This is a genomic window from Pseudomonas sp. G34, from assembly GCF_031119625.1.
Lineage (GTDB): Bacteria > Pseudomonadota > Gammaproteobacteria > Pseudomonadales > Pseudomonadaceae > Aquipseudomonas.
On record NZ_JAVHZV010000030.1, the window covers coordinates 153,119 to 171,704 of the forward strand.

At 64.9% G+C, this 18,586-nt stretch carries 13 protein-coding genes; 8 read left to right on the top strand and 5 right to left on the bottom strand.

What is annotated here, in order from left to right; genetic code table 11:
- The first annotated feature begins 200 nt into the window (after window positions 1-200).
- From QYS36_RS22260 to trmA, 8 genes are all read left to right on the top strand, one after another.
- Window positions 201-2,465 carry an ATP-binding protein gene (locus QYS36_RS22260; protein WP_308841549.1) on the top strand — a complete coding sequence of 755 codons (2,265 nt, stop codon included), beginning with the start codon at window positions 201-203 and terminating at the stop codon, window positions 2,463-2,465.
- Window positions 2,466-2,481: 16 nt separating this feature from the next.
- Entirely contained in the window at window positions 2,482-2,967 is a 486-nt protein-coding gene (locus QYS36_RS22265) for a response regulator (RefSeq protein ID WP_308841550.1), read from the top strand.
- Window positions 2,968-3,028: 61 nt separating this feature from the next.
- The gene (locus QYS36_RS22270; RefSeq protein WP_308841551.1) at window positions 3,029-5,419 is read left to right on the top strand and encodes a response regulator; all 2,391 of its coding nucleotides are present in this window, start codon (window positions 3,029-3,031) and stop codon (window positions 5,417-5,419) included.
- Between the two features lie 82 nt (window positions 5,420-5,501).
- Window positions 5,502-7,613, top strand: coding sequence for an ATP-binding protein (locus tag QYS36_RS22275; RefSeq protein WP_308841552.1), 2,112 nt, complete (start codon window positions 5,502-5,504; stop codon window positions 7,611-7,613).
- Window positions 7,614-7,721: 108 nt separating this feature from the next.
- Complete coding sequence (locus tag QYS36_RS22280; RefSeq protein WP_308841553.1) at window positions 7,722-8,015, top strand: hypothetical protein; 294 nt, start codon at window positions 7,722-7,724, stop codon at window positions 8,013-8,015.
- Between the two features lie 116 nt (window positions 8,016-8,131).
- Window positions 8,132-9,370: an MFS transporter gene (locus QYS36_RS22285; protein WP_308841554.1), complete on the top strand. Its 1,239-nt coding sequence runs from the start codon at window positions 8,132-8,134 to the stop codon at window positions 9,368-9,370.
- 217 nt (window positions 9,371-9,587) lie between these two features.
- Window positions 9,588-10,877, top strand: coding sequence for an NCS2 family permease (locus QYS36_RS22290; protein WP_308841555.1), 1,290 nt, complete (start codon window positions 9,588-9,590; stop codon window positions 10,875-10,877).
- A gap of 396 nt (window positions 10,878-11,273) precedes the next feature.
- Window positions 11,274-12,368, top strand: a complete 1,095-nt coding sequence (gene trmA / locus QYS36_RS22295) for a tRNA (uridine(54)-C5)-methyltransferase TrmA (RefSeq protein WP_308841556.1) — start codon at window positions 11,274-11,276, stop codon at window positions 12,366-12,368.
- 42 nt (window positions 12,369-12,410) lie between these two features.
- On the opposite strand, the gene QYS36_RS22300 is transcribed toward trmA, so the two are convergent.
- The 5 genes from QYS36_RS22300 to QYS36_RS22320 all read right to left on the bottom strand — a co-directional run bounded on the left by QYS36_RS22300 (window position 12,411) and on the right by QYS36_RS22320 (window position 18,437).
- A complete protein-coding gene (locus QYS36_RS22300; protein ID WP_308841557.1) occupies window positions 12,411-13,646 on the bottom strand; it encodes a M20/M25/M40 family metallo-hydrolase in 1,236 nt (411 codons plus the stop codon).
- A 178-nt stretch (window positions 13,647-13,824) separates the two neighbouring features.
- Window positions 13,825-15,123: an amino-acid N-acetyltransferase gene (gene argA, locus QYS36_RS22305; RefSeq protein WP_308841558.1), complete on the bottom strand. Its 1,299-nt coding sequence runs from the start codon at window positions 15,121-15,123 to the stop codon at window positions 13,825-13,827.
- Between the two features lie 112 nt (window positions 15,124-15,235).
- Complete coding sequence (argE, locus tag QYS36_RS22310) at window positions 15,236-16,384, bottom strand: acetylornithine deacetylase (RefSeq protein ID WP_308841559.1); 1,149 nt, start codon at window positions 16,382-16,384, stop codon at window positions 15,236-15,238.
- Window positions 16,385-16,454: 70 nt separating this feature from the next.
- The gene (locus QYS36_RS22315) at window positions 16,455-17,720 is read right to left on the bottom strand and encodes an anion permease (RefSeq protein WP_308841560.1); all 1,266 of its coding nucleotides are present in this window, start codon (window positions 17,718-17,720) and stop codon (window positions 16,455-16,457) included.
- 39 nt (window positions 17,721-17,759) lie between these two features.
- Window positions 17,760-18,437 carry a TIGR00153 family protein gene (locus tag QYS36_RS22320; RefSeq protein WP_308841561.1) on the bottom strand — a complete coding sequence of 226 codons (678 nt, stop codon included), beginning with the start codon at window positions 18,435-18,437 and terminating at the stop codon, window positions 17,760-17,762.
- Between the last annotated feature and the right edge of the window lie 149 nt (window positions 18,438-18,586).

An 18,586-nucleotide genomic window follows, 5' to 3' on the forward strand; every position in this document is an offset into this window, starting at 1 on the left:
CCTGCTGGCAAAGTTCCTCGCCACCCGGCAAACCGCTCGTGCGCCGCCGCCCGGCAGCTCTGGCGGGTGATGGTTTACCCGGCCGTAAAGAGCGTGCAGACTGCCGCAAGAAAGTACGCGTCGCCCAGGCGATGGCGGCCAGTCGTCGCCGCCGGCGGTGCAGCTAGACATCCATGCCGACAGGCCTGGAACTGAAGGAGATGATCTTGGCGTCCAGTGAAACCAGTACCTCCTTGAGCACCGCGATCGCCAATTGCGCCAAGGAACCCATCCACATCCCCGGCAGCATCCAGCCCCAGGGCTTCATGATGGTGTTTGACGAGCAGGCGCTGACGGTGTTGCAGGTGAGCGAGAACGTCGTCGACTGGCTGGATCTTGCACCCGACCAATTGCTGGGCCGGCACCTGGACGAGCTGCTCGAAGACGCCGCGGTGCTCGCCGAACGCCTGGCGCAACTGTCCGACGAAGACACCACACCCTTTCATATCGGTGACGTGCGTTTCCGCCAAGGCAGCCGCCGTGGCGAGCTGACCGCGATGGTCGCCCACCGTTTCGATCGGGTGCTGATCGCCGAATTCGAGACCATCAGCAACACGATCACCGCCTATAACACCCTGTATCCGATGGTGCGCACCTTCATCGGCCACCTGCAGGGCGCCAACGATATCGACGAGCTGTGCCGGTTGTCAGTGGCCGAGGTCAAGCGTGTCACCGGTTTTGGCCGGGTGAAAATCTACAACTTCGGCCCCGAGGGCAACGGCCTGGTGCTCGCCGAGTGCCTCGACGAGGGCTATCCCAGCTACCTGGGCTTGAGCTTCCCCGCCTCGGACATCCCGCCCCAGGCCCGCCAGCTGTACGTAGCCAATCGTATCCGGGTGATCGAGGACGCCAACTACCAGCCCTCCCCGCTGCGCCCGGCGTGCAACCCGCTGACCGGCAAACCCCTGGATCTCAGCTACGCCACCCTGCGCAGCGTGTCGCCCGTGCACCTGCAATACATGCGCAACATGCAGACCATCGCCTCGATGTCGATTTCCATCGTGGTCGAAGGCCAGTTGTGGGGATTGATCTCGGCCCACCACGCCAGCGCCCGCTCGGTCGGTTTCCAGACGCGTACCGCCTGCGAACTGCTGGGCCGCGTGCTGTCGCTGCAGATCGAGGCGAAGATCGCCCACTCGCGCACCCAGCACCTGTTGCAGCTGCGCCGGCACATCGTGCAGATGCTCTCGGCAATGGCCGACCGCGACAGCGTCAGCGAAGGCCTGCTGGCGCTGCCCGATACCTTTCTCGACTTCGCCCAGGCCAGCGGCGCGGCGATCATCTCGACCTCGCACTGCGACCTGATCGGGCAGACGCCGCCGCGCGACCAGGTCAATGCCCTGGTGCAGTGGCTGGGTACGCGAACGAGTGACGACCTGTTCCAGACCGATAACGTCGGCCGCGACATCCCCGAGCTGCCCGAGCTGGCCAAGCACGTTGGCGGCCTGTTGGCCGTGGCCATTTCCGAGCTGCATTCGCACTACCTGATCTGGTTCAAGCCGGAGCAGACACGCATCGTGCAATGGGCCGGCAAACCCGAGAAGGCGGTCAGCGCCAGCGGCGCGCTCAGCCCGCGTCACAGCTTCGCGCGCTGGCAGGAGGAAATCAGCGGCTTTTCCACGCCCTGGCACGAGCAGGTGCCGGAAAGCGCACTGGAGCTGCGCAATGCGGTGCTCGGTATCGTGCTGCGCAAGGCCGAGGAAATGGCCCAGCTGGCCAGCGACCTGAAGAAAACCAACAAGGAGCTGGAGGCCTTTTCCTACAGCGTGTCCCATGACCTGCGCGCGCCGCTGCGGCATATCGCCGGCTACGCCGAGTTGCTGGGCGATTTCGAGGGCACCAAGCTGTCCGAGCGCGGGGTGCGCTTTCTCGAGCACATCAGCGAGTCGGCGCGCTTCGCCGGCACCCTGGTGGACAACCTGCTGAGCTTCTCGCAGATGGGCCGTTCGGCACTGCGCTTCACGGACGTCAATCTGCATGCGCTGGTCGAATCGATCCGCGAGGAAATGAAACCCGATTATCAGAGTCGAAACCTCGAATGGCACATCCAGCCGCTGCCACGAGTGGTCGGCGATGCCGCGTTCCTGCACCTGGCCTTGCGCAACCTGCTGGCCAACGCCATCAAGTACAGCCGCGAGCGTGATCCGGCGATCATCGTCATCGGCGCCCAGGAAAACGACGACGAAGTGATCGTCTTTGTGCGCGACAACGGTGTGGGCTTCAATATGGAATACGTGGACAAGCTGTTCGGCGTATTCCAGCGCCTGCACCGCATGGAGGAATTCGAAGGCACCGGCATCGGTCTGGCCAGCGTACGCCGTATAATCGAGCGTCACGATGGGCGAGTCTGGGCCGAAGGCAAGATCGATCAAGGCGCCACCTTTTATTTCGCGCTCCCTAAACGCCACCACCCCGTTCTTGCATAACGGGTCGAGGACATGAATGCTCAAACCGATACTGCTGGTCGAAGACAACCCCCACGACCTGGAGCTGACCCTAATCGCTCTGGAGCGCAGCCAACTGGCCAATGACGTGATCGTCATGCGCGACGGCGCCGAGGCGCTGGATTATCTCTTTCGCCGTGGCGCCCATGCCGATCGCCTGCCCGGCAACCCGGCGATCATGATGCTCGACCTCAAGCTGCCCAAGGTCGATGGTCTGGAAGTCCTGAAGATCGTGCGTGATTCTGCCGAGCTGCGCAGCATGCCGATCGTCATGCTCACCTCTTCGCGCGAGGGGCCGGATCTGCAGCGCGCCTACGAATTGAACGTGAACGCCTACGTGGTCAAACCGGTCGAATTCAAGGCGTTCGTCTCGGCCATCTCCGATCTGGGTATCTTCTGGGCGGTGCTCAACGAGCCCCCACCCGGTTCGTTGCGCTTGCAGCGCCGTACGTCGGATACAGAAGCGCAAGCCGATACTGACTGACCACCCTCTGATTTGCGCCTGACGCACAGGCCTACCACAGACCGTAATCGACGACCTTTCCATGCCGCGTGTGCCCATCAAACTGCTGTTCATCGAAGACAGTCCGCATGACGCGGAACTGGCCCTGCTCGCATTGGAACGTAACGGCCTGCTGGTCGACAGCACCCTGGTCTATGACCACCAGGCCGCCGAACGCGCGCTGGCGAACGAGCGTTTCGACCTGATCGTCTCCGACTACCTGCTTCCAGGCTCTTCAGGCGCCGAGGCGCTGGAAGTGGCGCGCCGCCTTGCACCACAAACGCCCTTCATCTTTCTGTCCGGCATGTTCGGTGAAGAACACGCCGTGGAAATGATGCGCCTGGGCGCCGTCGACTACGTGCTCAAGCAGAACCTGCCATTCCTGCCCAAGGCCATCGACCGCGCCATGGCCGAGGTCAACGAGCGAGAGAAACGCAGGCTGGCCGAAAATACCCTGCAGGCGGTCGAGGCCCGCGCGCGCCTGGCAATTGGTGCGGCCCGCATGGGCATGTGGGATTACGTGCCGGCCACCGACACGCTGGTCTGGGACGAACGCTGCCGCGCCCTCTACGAGCTGGAGCCGAACGCCGAAGTCGATATGGAGCTGTTTCTCGGCCGCTGCCACGCCGATGACCGCGCGCAACTGCGTCAGCGGGTCAACGAGGCGCTGGCCACCGACAGCGGCAACGAGTTCCAGGCCGAATTTCGCCTGCCCCTCAGCAACGGCAGCAAGCGCTGGATTTCCGCCCGTGGCCAGGCGTTCTTCGAGGATGGGCGATGCACCCGCTTTCTCGGCGTGCTGCACGACATCACCGAGCAGAAGCAGGCCAACGAAGCCCTGCTGCGCCTCAACGACGTGCTCGGCGAGCGTGTCGAGAAACGCACCCGCGAGCGCGATCGCAACTGGGAGCTGTCCCGCGACCTGCTCGCCGTGCTGCGTTTCGACATGACGCCCAGCGCCCTCAACCCGGCCTGGGAGCAGACCCTCGGCTGGTCGCGCCAGCAGCTCACCCAGGGTCCGCTCTGGGAGCTGGTGCATGCCGATGACCAGCAGGACACCCGCGCGCAGATCGAGCGCGTCACCTCGGGCAATGTCTCGGTGCGCTTCGTCAACCGCATGCGCCACGCCAGCGGCGACTACCACTGGCTGTCATGGATCCTGGTTCGCGACGACGACCTGCTGTACGCCACGGTGCGCGATATCACCCACGAACGCGCCGTGGTCGAGGAACTGGCCGCCACCAACCAGCAGTTGCGCGAGCAGATCGCCGAGCGTGAGCGCGTCGAGGCGACCCTGCAGCAGATGCAGCGCCTGGAAGCGGTCGGCCAGCTCACCGCCGGCGTCGCCCACGACTTCAACAACCTGCTGACGGTGGTGCTGACCAGCACCAGCTTCCTGATCCGCGATCTGGAAAAAGGCAATCTGGACAAGGCCCGTGGCCGTCTGCAGAACATCACCGACGCCGGCGAACGTGGCGCCAAGCTGACCGGCCAGTTGCTGGCCTTCTCCCGCCGCCAGCGCCTGGTGCCGGAGGCGGTCAACCTTGGTGAAACCGTGCAGGGCATGCTCGAATTGTTGAAGAGCACCCTGGGCGGCAGCGTGCTGATCGAGACGGCCACCGAGGCGGACCTGTGGCACGCACGGGTCGACCCGACGCAGATCGAGCTGATCATTCTCAACCTGGCGATCAACGCCCGTGACGCCATGGCCGTCGGCGGCACCCTGCGCCTGAGTACCAGCAACGAAGTGATCAGCGAAGCGCCGCGCCGCCCGGAAGATCCGGAGCCCGGCGACTACGTGGTCCTCTCGGTACAGGACTCGGGCAGCGGCATGAGCGAGGCGGTACTGGCCAAGGCGTTCGAGCCGTTTTTCACCACCAAGGAAATTGGCAAGGGCTCGGGCCTGGGCCTGGCCCAGGTGTTCGGTTTTGCCAAGCAGTCCGGCGGCGGCGCGCGCATTCTCACCAAGATGGGCGAAGGGACCACCGTCAAGGTCTACCTGCCGGGCCTGCGCCACATCGTCCAGGAGCAGCAGCAGGTTTCCAGCCGGCCGCTGCCGGTCGCCGAGCCGGGAGACCAGCGCACCATCCTGCTGGTCGATGATGACCCTCGGGTGCGCGAAGTCACCGCCCAGACCCTCGACGCACTCGGCTACCAGGTACGTGAGGCCCACAGCGGCAACGACGCACTGGCCAAACTCGACAACGATATCGACCTGCTGCTCGCCGACTTCGCCATGCCCGGCATGAACGGTGGCGAGCTGGCCCAGGCGGCTCGGCGGCGCTACCCGGCGTTGCCGGTGGTGTTCGTCACCGGTTACGCCGAGCTGGGCGGCCTGGATGCCGACGAAGCGTTCATCGTGCAGAAGCCCTATCGCAGTGACGAGTTGGCCGAGAAACTCCAGCACGCCTTCGCAAGCGGCAAACCCAGCTGAAGCCCGTAGCAGCCCGAAGGTGGGCTGCTGCCGTGGCCATACCCCCAGGATAGGCTCCCGATTGATGTCCGCGACGCAGAACATGCCACCCCAACCCTGCCTGTTCGCCGGCCAGTCCGGTGACACGGTCGAGCTCATCCGTCGCTTCGACTGGGCGGCCAGCGCCCTCGGCCCGCTCGAGCAGTGGCCCGAGGTGCTGATCAGCAGCACACGGCTGATCCTTTCCTCGCCGACGCCCATCGTGCTGCTGTGCGGCGCCAAGGGCGTGCTGCTCTACAACGATGCCTACGCGGCGTTCGCCGGCCAGCGCCACCCGGAAATCTTCGGCCTGCCTGCCGAGCAAGCCTGGCCGGAGATCGCCGAGTGGAACCGCCACGTAATCGGCATGGGCCTGAGCGGTCGCTCCATGTCCCAGGAGAACCTTTACCTGCCGCTGCGCCGCCCCGGCCTGCAGGAGGATGCCTGGATGAATCTCTACTACAACCCGCTGCTCGACAACACCGGCCGCTCCCACGGCATGATGTGCATCGTGGTGGAGACCACCAGCCAGGTCGTCGCCATCGAGCAGCGCAGCCAGGCCGAAGCCGACCTGCGCAGCGCCAACGAGCGCATCGAGCTGGCGCTCAACGCCGGCGCCGTGCTCGGCACCTGGGTGTGGGACATTCCCAATGACAGCGTGACCGGCGACGAGCGCTTCGCCCGCGCCTTTGCCGCCGACCCGCAGCAGGCCGCCAGCGGCATGGCGCTGGACCGGGTGACCACGGCCATCCACCCGCAGGATCGGCCGCAGGTGCGTGCGATGATCGAGCGCACCATTGCCACAGGCGGCAGCTACCGGGCCGAATACCGTGTGCGGCAGCCTGACGGCGGCTATCGCTGGATCGAGGCCAATGGTCGCTGCGAGCTGGCGTCCGATGGCACGCCGCTGCGCTTTCCCGGGGTGTTGATCGACATCGACGAACGCAAGCGCACCGAACTGGCCCTGCGCCAGCTGACCCAGACCCTCGAGGAGCGCGTCAGCGAAGCGGTGCTGCAGCGTATCCAGGCCGAAGACCAACTGCGCCAGGCGCAGAAGATGGAAGCCATCGGCCAGCTCACCGGCGGTATCGCCCATGACTTCAACAACCTGCTGGCCGGTATTCTCGGCAGCCTGGAGCTGATCCAGCGCAAACTGCCGGCGGGCGAACACCCGCAGCTGGCCCGCTTCGTCGATGCGGCCATCGCTTCCGCCAACCGCGGCGCCTCGCTGACCCATCGCCTGCTGGCCTTCGCCCGTCGCCAGTCGCTGGACATGCGCCCGGTGGAGGTCAACGCCCTGGTGCGCGCCCTCGAAGAATTGCTGGTGCGCACCCTGGGCGAGCAGATCAGCCTGGAAACCCACCTGGCCGACGACCTGTGGCCGACCCGCAGCGATGGCCACCAGCTGGAAAACGCGCTGATCAACCTGGCCATCAACGCCCGGGACGCCATGCCCGACGGCGGCAAACTGCGTATCGAGACCCGCAATACCCAGCTCGGCGAGCACCAGGCGCAGCATCATCAGGTGCCCGCGGGCGATTACTTGCTGCTGTCGGTCAGCGACACCGGCTGTGGCATGCCCCAGGAAATCATCCGCCACGCCTTCGAACCGTTCTTTACCACCAAGCCCATCGGCCAGGGCACCGGCCTGGGCCTGTCGATGGTCTACGGTTTCGTCAAGCAGACCGGTGGCTACCTGCAGCTGGAAAGCCAGGTCGGCCACGGCACCACCCTGCACCTCTACCTGCCGCGCCTGCTGGTTGCACCTGCCGAACAGCTGCACGGCAACGCTGCCGACGCACCGCGAGGTGCCGGCGAGCGCATCCTGGTGGTGGAAGACGACAAGGTGGTGCGCATGCTGATGGTCGAGGTACTGGAAGAGCTGGGTTACCAGCTGATCCAGGCGGCAGACGCCCAGAGCGCACTGGGCCTGCTCGAACAGCATGCGCCGCTCGACCTGCTGCTTACCGATGTCGGCCTGCCCGGCATGAACGGCCGACAGCTCGCCGACGCCGCCCGGCAGCGCCAGCCGGGCCTCAAGGTGCTGTTCGCCACCGGCTACGCCGAGGGTGCCGAACTGCGCGACGACTACCTGGGCAAGGACATGGAGATGATCGCCAAGCCATTCTCCTTCGAGGCGCTGGCCGGCAAGCTCAAGGCCATACTCGGCAACTGAGCCGAGCGCAGCGGTGCGCTACGCAGAATCGCGGGAACTCCGCCTGCCGGCGACCGCTCAATAGACAGCACCCGGGGCCTCTTGCCCCTTGTTTCCAGGAATCCCTGCATGCGCGTAGAAGGCTTTTTCGAATCCCTGGGCGAAGCGTTCGGCTCGTTCATCCGCTTTATCGTCGACGCCCTGAGCGGCGTGTTCGGCATGCTCGCCGGCGCGGTCGCCAGCTTTATCGACGGCCTGTCCGGGGCGCTGGGCGTCACCCCGTCGCTGCTCAGCATCGCCGTGCTGCTGCTGGGGCTGATCCTGCTCTACAGCGCGGTGCGTTCGTTCATGCGCGGCTCGGTGATCGGCGGCCTGATCTGGCTGCTGCTCGGCCTCTGGCTACTGAGCGGCCTGATTCGCTAGGCGCCGCGGCCTTTGCAGGCTGTCGACCCGCAGTCGTCAGACATCGCATCTTGCATCCAAATGTTACAGCGGGCGTGCTAGGCTGAGCGGCCATCGTTAGTCGCCTAAGTAAGCCAATGTCCGTCCATGGTCAGCTGCTCCTGCGTCACCACACGCCCTTCATTCGCTTCTGGCTGGCTCGGGTATTCACCGCCAGCGGCTTCCAGATGCTCACCGTGGCCATCGGCTGGCAGATGTACAGCCTCACCGGCAACGTGCTCGACCTGGGCCTGGTGGGCCTGGTCGAATTCCTGCCGAAGATCCTCTTCATCCTGCTGACCGGCCACGTTGCCGACCGCTTCGACCGCCGCAAGGTCGCCGCCCTGTGCCAGTGCGGCCAGGCCATCGTCGCCATCACCCTGCTGCTGGGCAGCAGCACGGGCAGCCTGACCCGCGAGATGATCTTCGTCATCGCCTTCATGATGGGCACCGCCCGCGCCTTTGAAATGCCCACCACCCAGGCGCTGCTGCCGAACATCGTGCCGCCGGGCCTGTTCCCGGCAGCGGTGGCGGCCTCCAGCTCGGCGATGCAGACCGCCACCATCGTCTCCCCGGCCTTGGGCGGCGTGCTCTACGCCGTGGCGCCGGCCTGGGTGTACGGCCCGGCGCTGGTGCTGTACCTGATCGCCATCGGCATGATGCTCAGCCTGCCATCGCAGCAAAAACCGCTGAAGCAGAAGATTTCCGTGGAGTCACTGCTGGCCGGCTTCCGTTTCATCCGCAGCCGCCCGGAAGTGTTCGGCGCCATCTCCATGGACATGTTCGCCGTGCTGCTTGGCGGCGCCACCGCGCTGCTGCCGGTGTTCGCCAAGGACATCCTGCTTACCGGCCCCTGGGGCCTCGGCCTGCTACGCTCGGCGCCCGCGGTGGGCGCGCTGCTGATGTCGATCTACCTGGCGCGCCACCCCATCGAGCGGCGGGTCGGCCCGGTGATTCTCGGCTCGGTGGCGATCTTCGGCGTGGCGACCATCGGCTTCGGCCTGTCCACCTCGCTGTGGTTCAGCCTGGCGACCCTGGTACTGCTCGGCGCCGCCGATATGGTCAGCATGGTGATCCGCGGCGCCTTCGTGCAACTGCAAACGCCCGATGACATGCGCGGCCGCGTGGGCGCGGTGAACAGCCTGTTCATCGGTGCCTCCAACCAGCTCGGCGACTTCCGCGCCGGGGTCAGCGCCGCCTGGTTCGGCACCGTGCCGGCGGTGCTGATCGGCGGCTTCGGCGCCATCGGCATCAGCCTGCTGTGGATCAAGCTGTTCCCGGCGCTGTCGAGCAGGGATCGGATTCGTGATCCGCTGGTGGGGGATGAAAAGCCCTGATCCAGCGCCCGCAACATAGCCCTTGACGCCCGCCAGACAGGGGGTGATCCGAGCTCGCGGCGAAACCCGGGAGAGCTGCTATGATGCCGCGCTTTCGTGGACGGACAACACCCCAGCGCCAGCTTCGAGCCCAGCGAGCAGGTGCTGATGGCACGTGATGTGCCTTGTTATCCCCTCTGCCTCTGTCAATGCCGATTGCCGCCCCGGGAGCCCCCGCATGCTGGAAAGACTGTTCCAACTCAAAGCACACAACACCAACGTGCGCACCGAAATGCTCGCCGGTGTCACCACCTTCCTGACCATGGCCTACATCCTGTTCGTCAACCCGAGCATCCTCGGCGAAACCGGCATGGACAAGGGCGCGGTGTTCGTCGCCACCTGCCTGGCAGCGGCCTTCGGCTCGGCGGTGATGGGCCTGATCGCCAATTACCCGATCGCCCTGGCGCCGGGCATGGGCCTCAACGCCTTCTTCACCTACACCGTGGTGATGGGCATGGGCCACACCTGGCAGGTCGCCCTTGGCGCGGTGTTCCTGTCGGCGTGCCTGTTCTTCCTGCTGTCGATCTTCAAGATCCGCGAGTGGATCATCAACAGCATCCCCCTGGAACTGCGCTCGGCCATCGCCGCCGGTATCGGCCTGTTCCTGGCGCTGATCGCCCTGCAGAACGCCGGTATCGTCGCCGCCAACCCGGCAACCATGGTCGGCCTTGGCGATCTGGGCTCGCCCGCCGCGCTGCTGGCGATCCTCGGCTTCTTCCTGATCATCGGCCTGGAAGCGCTGCGCATCACTGGCGCGGTGCTGATCAGCATCCTGGTGGTCACCGGCCTGAGCATCCTGCTCGGCGTCAGCCCGTTCGGCGGTCTGGTGTCGATGCCACCGTCCCTGGCGCCGACCTTCATGCAGCTGGATATCGCCGGCGCGCTGGACGTCGGCCTGATCAGCGTGATCTTTGCCTTCCTGTTCGTCGACCTGTTCGACAACTCCGGCACCCTGATCGCGGTGGCCAAGAAGGCTGGCCTGATGCGCAAGGACGGCCACCTGCCGAAGATGGGCCGCGCCCTGATCGCCGACAGCACCGCGGCCCTGGGCGGCTCGCTGCTGGGCACCAGCACCACCACCAGCTACATCGAATCCGCGGCGGGCGTCAGCGCCGGCGGGCGCACCGGCCTGACCGCCATCGTGGTCGCCGTATTGTTCCTGTTCGCGCTGTTCTTCGCCCCGCTGGCGGGCAGCGTGCCGGCGTTCGCCACCGCCCCGGCGCTGCTGTTCGTCGCGGTGCTGATGGCCTCGGGAATGGCCGAGATCGAGTGGAGCGACATCACCGTCGCCGCGCCGGTGGTGGTCACCGCCCTGGCGATGCCGCTGACCTATTCCATCGCCACCGGCATCGCCTTCGGCTTCATTACCTGGGTGGCGGCCAAGACCCTGGCCGGACGGTTCCGCGAGCTCAACGGCATGTTGGTCGCGCTGGCGATCTTCTGTGTGATCAAGCTGGCGTTGTTCTAAGTAGAAGGCTGCTGCGCGTCGGCCCTGCGGCGTTAAAAACAGGCTCGGAATGCTCATGTACAAAAGTACACTCCGCTTCCTCGCCTGTTTTTGCGGGGCCGCCGAGGCCTTGCATGGCTCTAGCTCGCGAGCCTTCAAGCTCGTAGGGCGCACTCAGGAGCGAAGCGAACAGTCCGCCAAACCGAGCCAATCCTGACCAACCGCAACGGCGTACTGCTTCGCGAGTACGCCCTACGCGATAATTGTGGGAGCGGGCCATGCCCGCGAATCGCGCGCATGGCGCGCTCCCACAGGTCGTGCATGATCGTCCCCGCCCCACCAATAATCGACGACACCGGCACGCCGGCAGCGGAATCGCTACAATAGCGCCCCGTTTTCCTGCCACACGAGTGACCGATGAGCCGTCCCGCATTCGACCCCGCCGCCTACGACGCCCAACTCGCCGAGAAGAAGGCCCGCCTGGTCGAACTGCTTGCGCCGTTCGCCGCGCCGGAGCCCGAGGTGTTCGAGTCGCCACGCGAGTATTACCGGCTGCGCACCGAGTTCCGCCTGTGGCGCGAAGCGGGCAGCGAGAACCGTCACTACGCGATGTTCGAGGCCGGCGACAAGCACAGCCCGATCTTCTTCGAAGACTTCCCCATCGCCAGCCTGCGCATCAACGCACTAATGCCGCGCCTCAAGGCCGCCTGGCAGGGCAACCACACGCTGGGCTTCAAACTGTTCCAGGTCGAATTCCTCACCACCCTGAACGGCGATGCGCTGATCACCCTGTGCTACCACCGCCCGCTCGACGACGCCTGGGAAGCGGCCGCCAGGCAGCTCGCCGAGGAGTTGCAGGTAAGCGTGGTCGGCCGCTCGAAGGGCAAACGCATCGTCGTCGGCCGCCCGTACGTGGAAGAACAGTTGCAGGTGGCCGGCCGCACCTTCCGCTATCGCCAGCCGGAGGGCGCCTTCACCCAGCCCAATGGCGAGGTGTGCCAGAAGATGCTCGGCTGGGCCTACGAGGTACTGGGCCAGCGCAATGACGACCTGCTGGAGCTGTACTGTGGCAACGGCAACTTCACCCTGCCGCTGGCCACCCGCGTGCGTAAGGTGCTGGCCACCGAGATCAGCAAGACGTCGGTCAACGCCGCCCTGGCCAACCTGGCCGACAACGGGATCGCCAACGTCACCCTGGTGCGCCTGTCCGCCGAGGAGCTCACCGAAGCGCTCAATGACGTGCGCCCGTTCCGCCGCCTGGCGGACATCGACCTGAAGGGTTACGACTTCGGCAGCGTATTCGTCGACCCGCCGCGCGCCGGCATGGATCCCGATACCTGCGAGCTGACTCGCCGCTTCGAGCGCATCCTGTACATCTCCTGCAACCCGGAGACCCTGGCGCAGAACATCGCCCAGCTGCACGACAGCCACCGCATCGAGCGCTGCGCGCTGTTCGACCAGTTCCCCTACACCCATCATATGGAATCCGGTGTGCTGCTGGTGCGCCGCTAAAAAATCAAGGTGCAGCGCAAGCCGGCTCGCGCTGCCGCCACGCTACTGCGCCGATAACTGACGAATCAGCGCCACCGTCAGGTACAACCTAGGCGCGATGCTCGACAGTTCGATGTATTCGTCGTCGGCATGCAGGCCGGCGCCCACCACGCCCATGGTTTCCAGCACCGCCGGCTTGTCGCTGCCCGGCACGTAGGCGTAACCGGCATCGGTGCCGAAGCGCATGGCAATCGGCTCGATGCTGCGATCGATCTTCGCGTAGAGCGCCTGGGCCTGCTTGGCCAGTTGCTCGGAGCCGGCATTCCTGGCCAGTGGCGGGCGCCCTTTCTCGAGACGCACGGTGACCTCGGTATCGTCGATCAGCTTTTTCTGCACCAGACGTTGCGCGTCGGCCAGCACCCGGTCGCTTTCGCTCAGGTCCGAGTAGCGCATGTCCGCCTCGGCCGAAGCACTGGAGGGGATGATGTTGCGCTTGTCGCCGGCCTTGACCATCGTCCAGTTGACCGTGGTGCCCTTGGCCGGATCGCCGAGATCCTTGAGCTGCAGCATCTGGTGCGCCAGCTCCATCGCCGCGTTGCGCCCGGCCTCCGGAGCCGAGCCTGCGTGGGAGGACTTGCCCTTGACCTCGAGCATCAGGCCGTTGATGCCGTTGGTGGCAACCGTTACCGCGTCCTTGTCTGGCGGCTCGTACGAGAATACGTAGTCATGCTGGCGGGCCAGTTCGGCAATGATCTTCTTCGAGCCGGCGGAGCCGGTTTCTTCATCCGGGTTGAACAGCACGGTCAGCGTGCCGAAGCCGTCGAACTGCTGATCCTGCAGCAGCTTCAGTGAATGCAGGATCATCGCCACGCCACCCTTGGCATCGGCCACGCCAGGGCCATAGGCGCGCTCACCCTCGACCTTGAACGGCCGCTTGGCGGCAGTGCCCGGCAGGAACACGGTGTCGTAATGCACCATCAGCAGGAACGAGGTGCTGCCGGTGCCCTTGAAGGTGCCGACGATGTTGTCGCCCGCCGACGGGCTGGCCGGGCTGGTTTCGACTTCCGCGCCCAACGCCTTGAGCCGCTCGACCAACAGGGCACTGACGGTTTTCAATCCAGGCTCCTGGCCGGTACCGGTATCGACGTTGACCAGTTGCTCGACGGTAGCCAGGTACGGTTTCTGCTCGGCTTCGGCTTTCTTGAGCAACGCCTCAGGGGCCAGGTCAGCGGCGAGCGCAGAAAACGCCAGCAATGAGAGTGCGATGGCAGCGGTGATCGGTAAGCGTCGAATGGGCATGCGCAGTCCTTTATCGATAGGGTGTCACTGCAGCCTTGACCAATATGGGCCACCGCGCCACCCAATGGCATGGATTAACGCGCGCTGCGCCGCTCAACAGCCGACCGATAGCCTGGCGTCGAGCGCAGCGACACCCAGGATGGCTCCCGGGTATCGCCTGGCTCAACCAGGCTGAGGGTCAGATGCTCTTTTCGAAGATCTTCGAATTGCGCTGGAAGTTGTACAGCGAGGCGCGCGCCGCCGGCAGGCGATCGACGCTGCTCGGCTCGAAGCCGCGCTCGCGGAACCAGTGAGCGGTGCGGGTGGTGAGCACGAACAGGGTATTGATGCCCTTGGCCCGGGCGCGCTCTTCGATGCGCTCGAGCAGTTCGTCGCCACGGCCACCATGGCGATACTCCGGGTTGACCGCCAGGCAGGCCAGCTCACCACAGGTGGAGTCGGCGATCGGATACAGCGCGGCGCAGGCGATGATCATGCCGTCGCGCTCGACGATGCTGAACTGGCCGATCTCACGCTCCAGCACCTCTCGCGAACGGCGCACCAGAATGCCCTGCTCCTCCAGCGGGGTGATCAGGTCGATCAGCCCACCGACATCGTTGATATCCGCCTCGCGCAGCGACTCGAACTGCTCGGGGTCGACCAGGGTACCGCCACCATCGCGGGTGAACAGCTCGGTGAGCAACGAGCCATCGCCGGTGTAGCTGACGATATGGCTGCGTTTGACGCCCCCGCGGCAGGCCTGGGCGGCGGCGTCCAGCAACTCGCCCTGGTAGTCGCTGCCCAGGCGCTGCACGTGGGCCGGCACCTGCTGCGGGCGCAGTTCGCGGATCAGCTTGCCGTCATCGTCGAGCAGGCCCTGCTGGCTGCTGAACAGGATCAGTTTGTCGGCGGCCAGGTCGATGGCCGCACGCATGGCCACGTCTTCGCAGGCCAGGTTGAAGATCTCGCCGGTGGGCGAATAACCGAGCGGCGACAGCAGCACGATATTGCGCTCGTCGAGCTGGCGGTTGATGCCCTTGCGGTCGATGCGCCGCACTTCGCCGGTATGGTGGTAGTCGACGCCATCGACCACGCCGATCGGCCGCGCGGTGACGTAGTTACCGCTGCTGACCCGCAGCCGTGAGCCTTGCATGGGCGAGGCAGCGATATCCATCGACAGTCGGGCTTCGATGGCGATGCGCAGCGATCCAACAGCATCGATCACGCACTCCAGTGTCGCGCTGTCGGTCACCCGCAGGCCACGGTGATAGATCGGCGCCTGCCCACGGCTCTGCAGGCGCGCTTCGATCTGCGGGCGCGAGCCATGCACCAGCACCAGGCGCACGCCGAGGCTGTGCAACAACACCAGGTCGTGGACGATATTGCCGAAATTCGGATGGGCGACACCCTCGCCCGGCAGCATGACCACGAAGGTGCAGTCACGGTGGGCATTGATGTAGGGCGAAGCGTGGCGAAGCCAGTTGACGTAGTCGTACATGCAGCGAAACCCTTGGGAGAACGAAAGAAGCAGCAATGGGCGCGAAGCGTCCGGCCTCGCAGATTCGGTGCGTTATCGTCGTCGCAATGGCATCAGCGCAGTGCTCCTCATGTCAGCGTGGGCTCAGGCAATAGTGCTGAATCAGTTGGCGCAGCAGCTGCACCGTGGGCATCAGCCGGTCGGTATCCAGGTACTCGCCCGGCTGGTGGGCGCAGTCGATGTCGCCGGGGCCGAGCACCAGGGTTTCACAACCCAGTTGCTGGAAATACGGCGCCTCGGTGCCAAAGGCCACCGCCTGGGCGGTGTGCCCGGTCAGCCGTTCGGCGAGGCGTACCAGCTCGGCATCGGCGACCTGCTCGAACGGCGGAACGGCGGGGAACAGCGGCGCGAAATCGATGCTCACCTCATGGCGCTCGGCCAGCGGTTGCAGCTTCTGGCGGATCGCCGCACGCAGCGCTTCGGGCTGCATGCCCGGCAACGGGCGCAGGTCGAACTCCAGGGAGCACTGCCCGCAGATGCGATTGGGGTTGTCGCCGCCGTGGATGCAGCCGAAATTGAGGGTCGGCTGCGGCACGCTGAACTGCGGGTTGCGGTACTCCTGCTGCCACTGCCGGCGCAGCTGCATCAGCTCGCCCATGGCCTCGTGCATGGCGTCCAGGGCGCTGCGGCCCAGGGCCGGATTGGAGGAGTGGCCGCTCTGCCCGAGTATGTCGATGCGCTCCATCATCACGCCCTTGTGCAGGCGGATCGGCTTGAGCCCGGTCGGCTCGCCGATCACCGCGGCGCGCCCCAGCGGCCGACCGGCTTCGGCCAGCGCGCGGGCACCGGACATCGAGCTTTCTTCGTCGCAGGTGGCGAGGATGATCAGCGGCTGCTTGAACGGCTGCTCGAGCAACGGGCGGACCGCCTCGATCACCAGGGCGAAGAAGCCCTTCATGTCACAAGCCCCCAGACCAACCCAGCGGCCGTCCACCTCGGTGAGTTTCAGCGGGTCGGTCTGCCACAGTGCGGCATCGAAGGGCACGGTATCACTGTGGCCAGCGAGCACCAGCCCGCCCGGCCCGCTGCCATAACTGGCCAGCAGGTTGAACTTGCCGGGTTCGATGGTCTGGATCTCGCAGCTGAAACCAAGGTCGCTCAGCCAGCCGGCGAGCAACTCGATCACCGGGCCGTTGCTCTGGTCCCAGTCAGCCTGGGTGCAGCTCACCGAAGGCGTGGCGATCAGCGCAGCGAACTGATCTTTCAAGGAAGGCAGGGGCATAAGCGGTCTCCGCGGGCGAGGCCCCATGATAGAGGCATCGCCCGCCGAGATGAAACCGCCAGGGGATTTCCTAGAGGAAAATGCCGCGCAGGATAAAGAAGAAGAAGATCGACAGCGCCGCACCGACCGGCAAGGTAATCAACCAGGACATGAAGATTTTCCCGATTACCCCCAGGTTCAGCGCACCAATGCCGCGCGCCAGACCGACCCCCAACACCGCACCGACCAGCGTATGGGTGGTGGAGACGGGCAGGCCGATGGCCGAGGCGCCGACCACGGTGGTGGCGGTGGCCAGTTCGGCCGCAAAACCACGGCTTGGGGTCAGCTCGGTGATTTCCTTGCCGATGGTGGCGATCACCTTGTAGCCGTAGGTGGCGAGGCCGATCACGATACCCACCGCACCGAGCAGCAGCACCCAGCCTGGCACCGCGGATTTGGCACCAACGACCATGTCACCGTTGGATTGAATCACCCCGGCAATGGCCGCCAGCGGGCCGACGGCGTTGGCCACGTCGTTGGAGCCGTGGGCGAAGGCCATGGCACACGCGGTAAAGATCATCAGAACGGCGAAGACCTTCTCGACGCTGGCGTAATGAAACGCCTTGTCCGCTTCGACGTCGACCTTGATACGGCTGAGCAAGGCGATGCCGAGCAGCATGATCAAAGCCCCAACGCCCGCGGAAAGGAAGAACCCTTCAGTGGTGGAGAGGTTCAGGCCAATGTGCTTGAGGCCTTTGGTCAGGGTCATGATGCTGACCATGAAACCGGTAGCGAACATGTACAGCGGCACGAAACGCTTGGCGTTGAGGAAGGGATTGTCGGTATCGATGATCAGCCGCTGCACACTGACGAACAGACCGAACGCGACGAAGCCGGACAACACCGGCGACACCACCCAGCTGGCCACGATCGGGCCGACGCCACTCCAGTGCACGGCGTCCATCGACACGCCAACGGCGGCAAAGCCGATCACCGCACCGACGATGGAATGGGTGGTGGACACCGGCCAGCCCTTGGTCGAGGCGATCAGCAGCCAGGTGCCGGCCGCCAACAGGGCCGACATCATGCCCAGCACCATCAGATCCGGGGAGATCATCGATGCATCGACAATCCCGCTCTTGATGGTTTCGGTCACCTCGCCACCGGCCAGGTAGGCGCCAGCGAACTCGAATACCATGGCGATCAGGATCGCCTGCTTGATGGTCAAGGCGCGCGAGCCCACCGATGTGCCCATGGCGTTGGCCACGTCATTGGCGCCCACCCCCCAGGCCATGAAAAAGCCGAAGAGACAGGCGAGCAGCAGCAATACGAGGCCGTAGTCCGCAATCAGAGACATAAGTAGTTAATCCGTAGATTCCAGAAAGGACACTGGCGCCTAGCGCGCCAGCAGTTGTTCCAGTCGGTTGCCGACACGTTCTGCACGATCGGCTACGTCGCCGATCCATTCGATGATCTTGTAGAGAAACATCACATCGACAGCAGGGAGATCCTTTTCCAGCTTGAACAGCGCACGGCGGACTTCGATTTGCATCTTGTCGGTGTCGCGTTCGATTTGCTCCAGCTCCAGCACCATGGCTTCGACCAGGGCCGCCTCGCGGCCACCAAAGCCGGTCTCCAGCAATTCATCGAGCTCATTCATGGCCTTCAGCGCCTGGGCGCTGGCATCCACGGTGCGCTGCACGAAGCTGCGCATCAGCGGTTGCAGGGCCTGCGGAATGGCCATTTCACGGCCCAGCATCAGGCCGGCGATGTCCTTGGCGCGGTTGGCAACCTTGTCCTGCACACTCAGCAGCTCAAGCAAGTCCGAGCGCGGCACGGGCAGAAACAGGCTCTTGGGCAGGTGCTGACGCACGCTTTTCTTGAGCTTGTCGGCCTCATATTCGAGGCTGGCCATTTCCTGTTGTACCTGTTCAACCTTGGCCCAGTCCTGAGCCATCACGGCTTCGAAGAACGGCACAAGATTCGCCGCGCACTCGTGGGCCTTGGCAAAGTGCTTTTGCATCGGTCCGATGGGTGAACGGCCAAACAGGCTGGCAAACGGATTGACTGGCATAGGGTGAACCCCGGCTTTAAGAAGGCGGCAAGTATACGGATCACGTTCCAGGCTCGCCAGCGCGTGTCATCGCTTCGTCATAAAGTCGTATTTCGTCACTGATTTAATGCGAAAAGCAGATAAAAATCAGGAAAAATACAGACATGAAT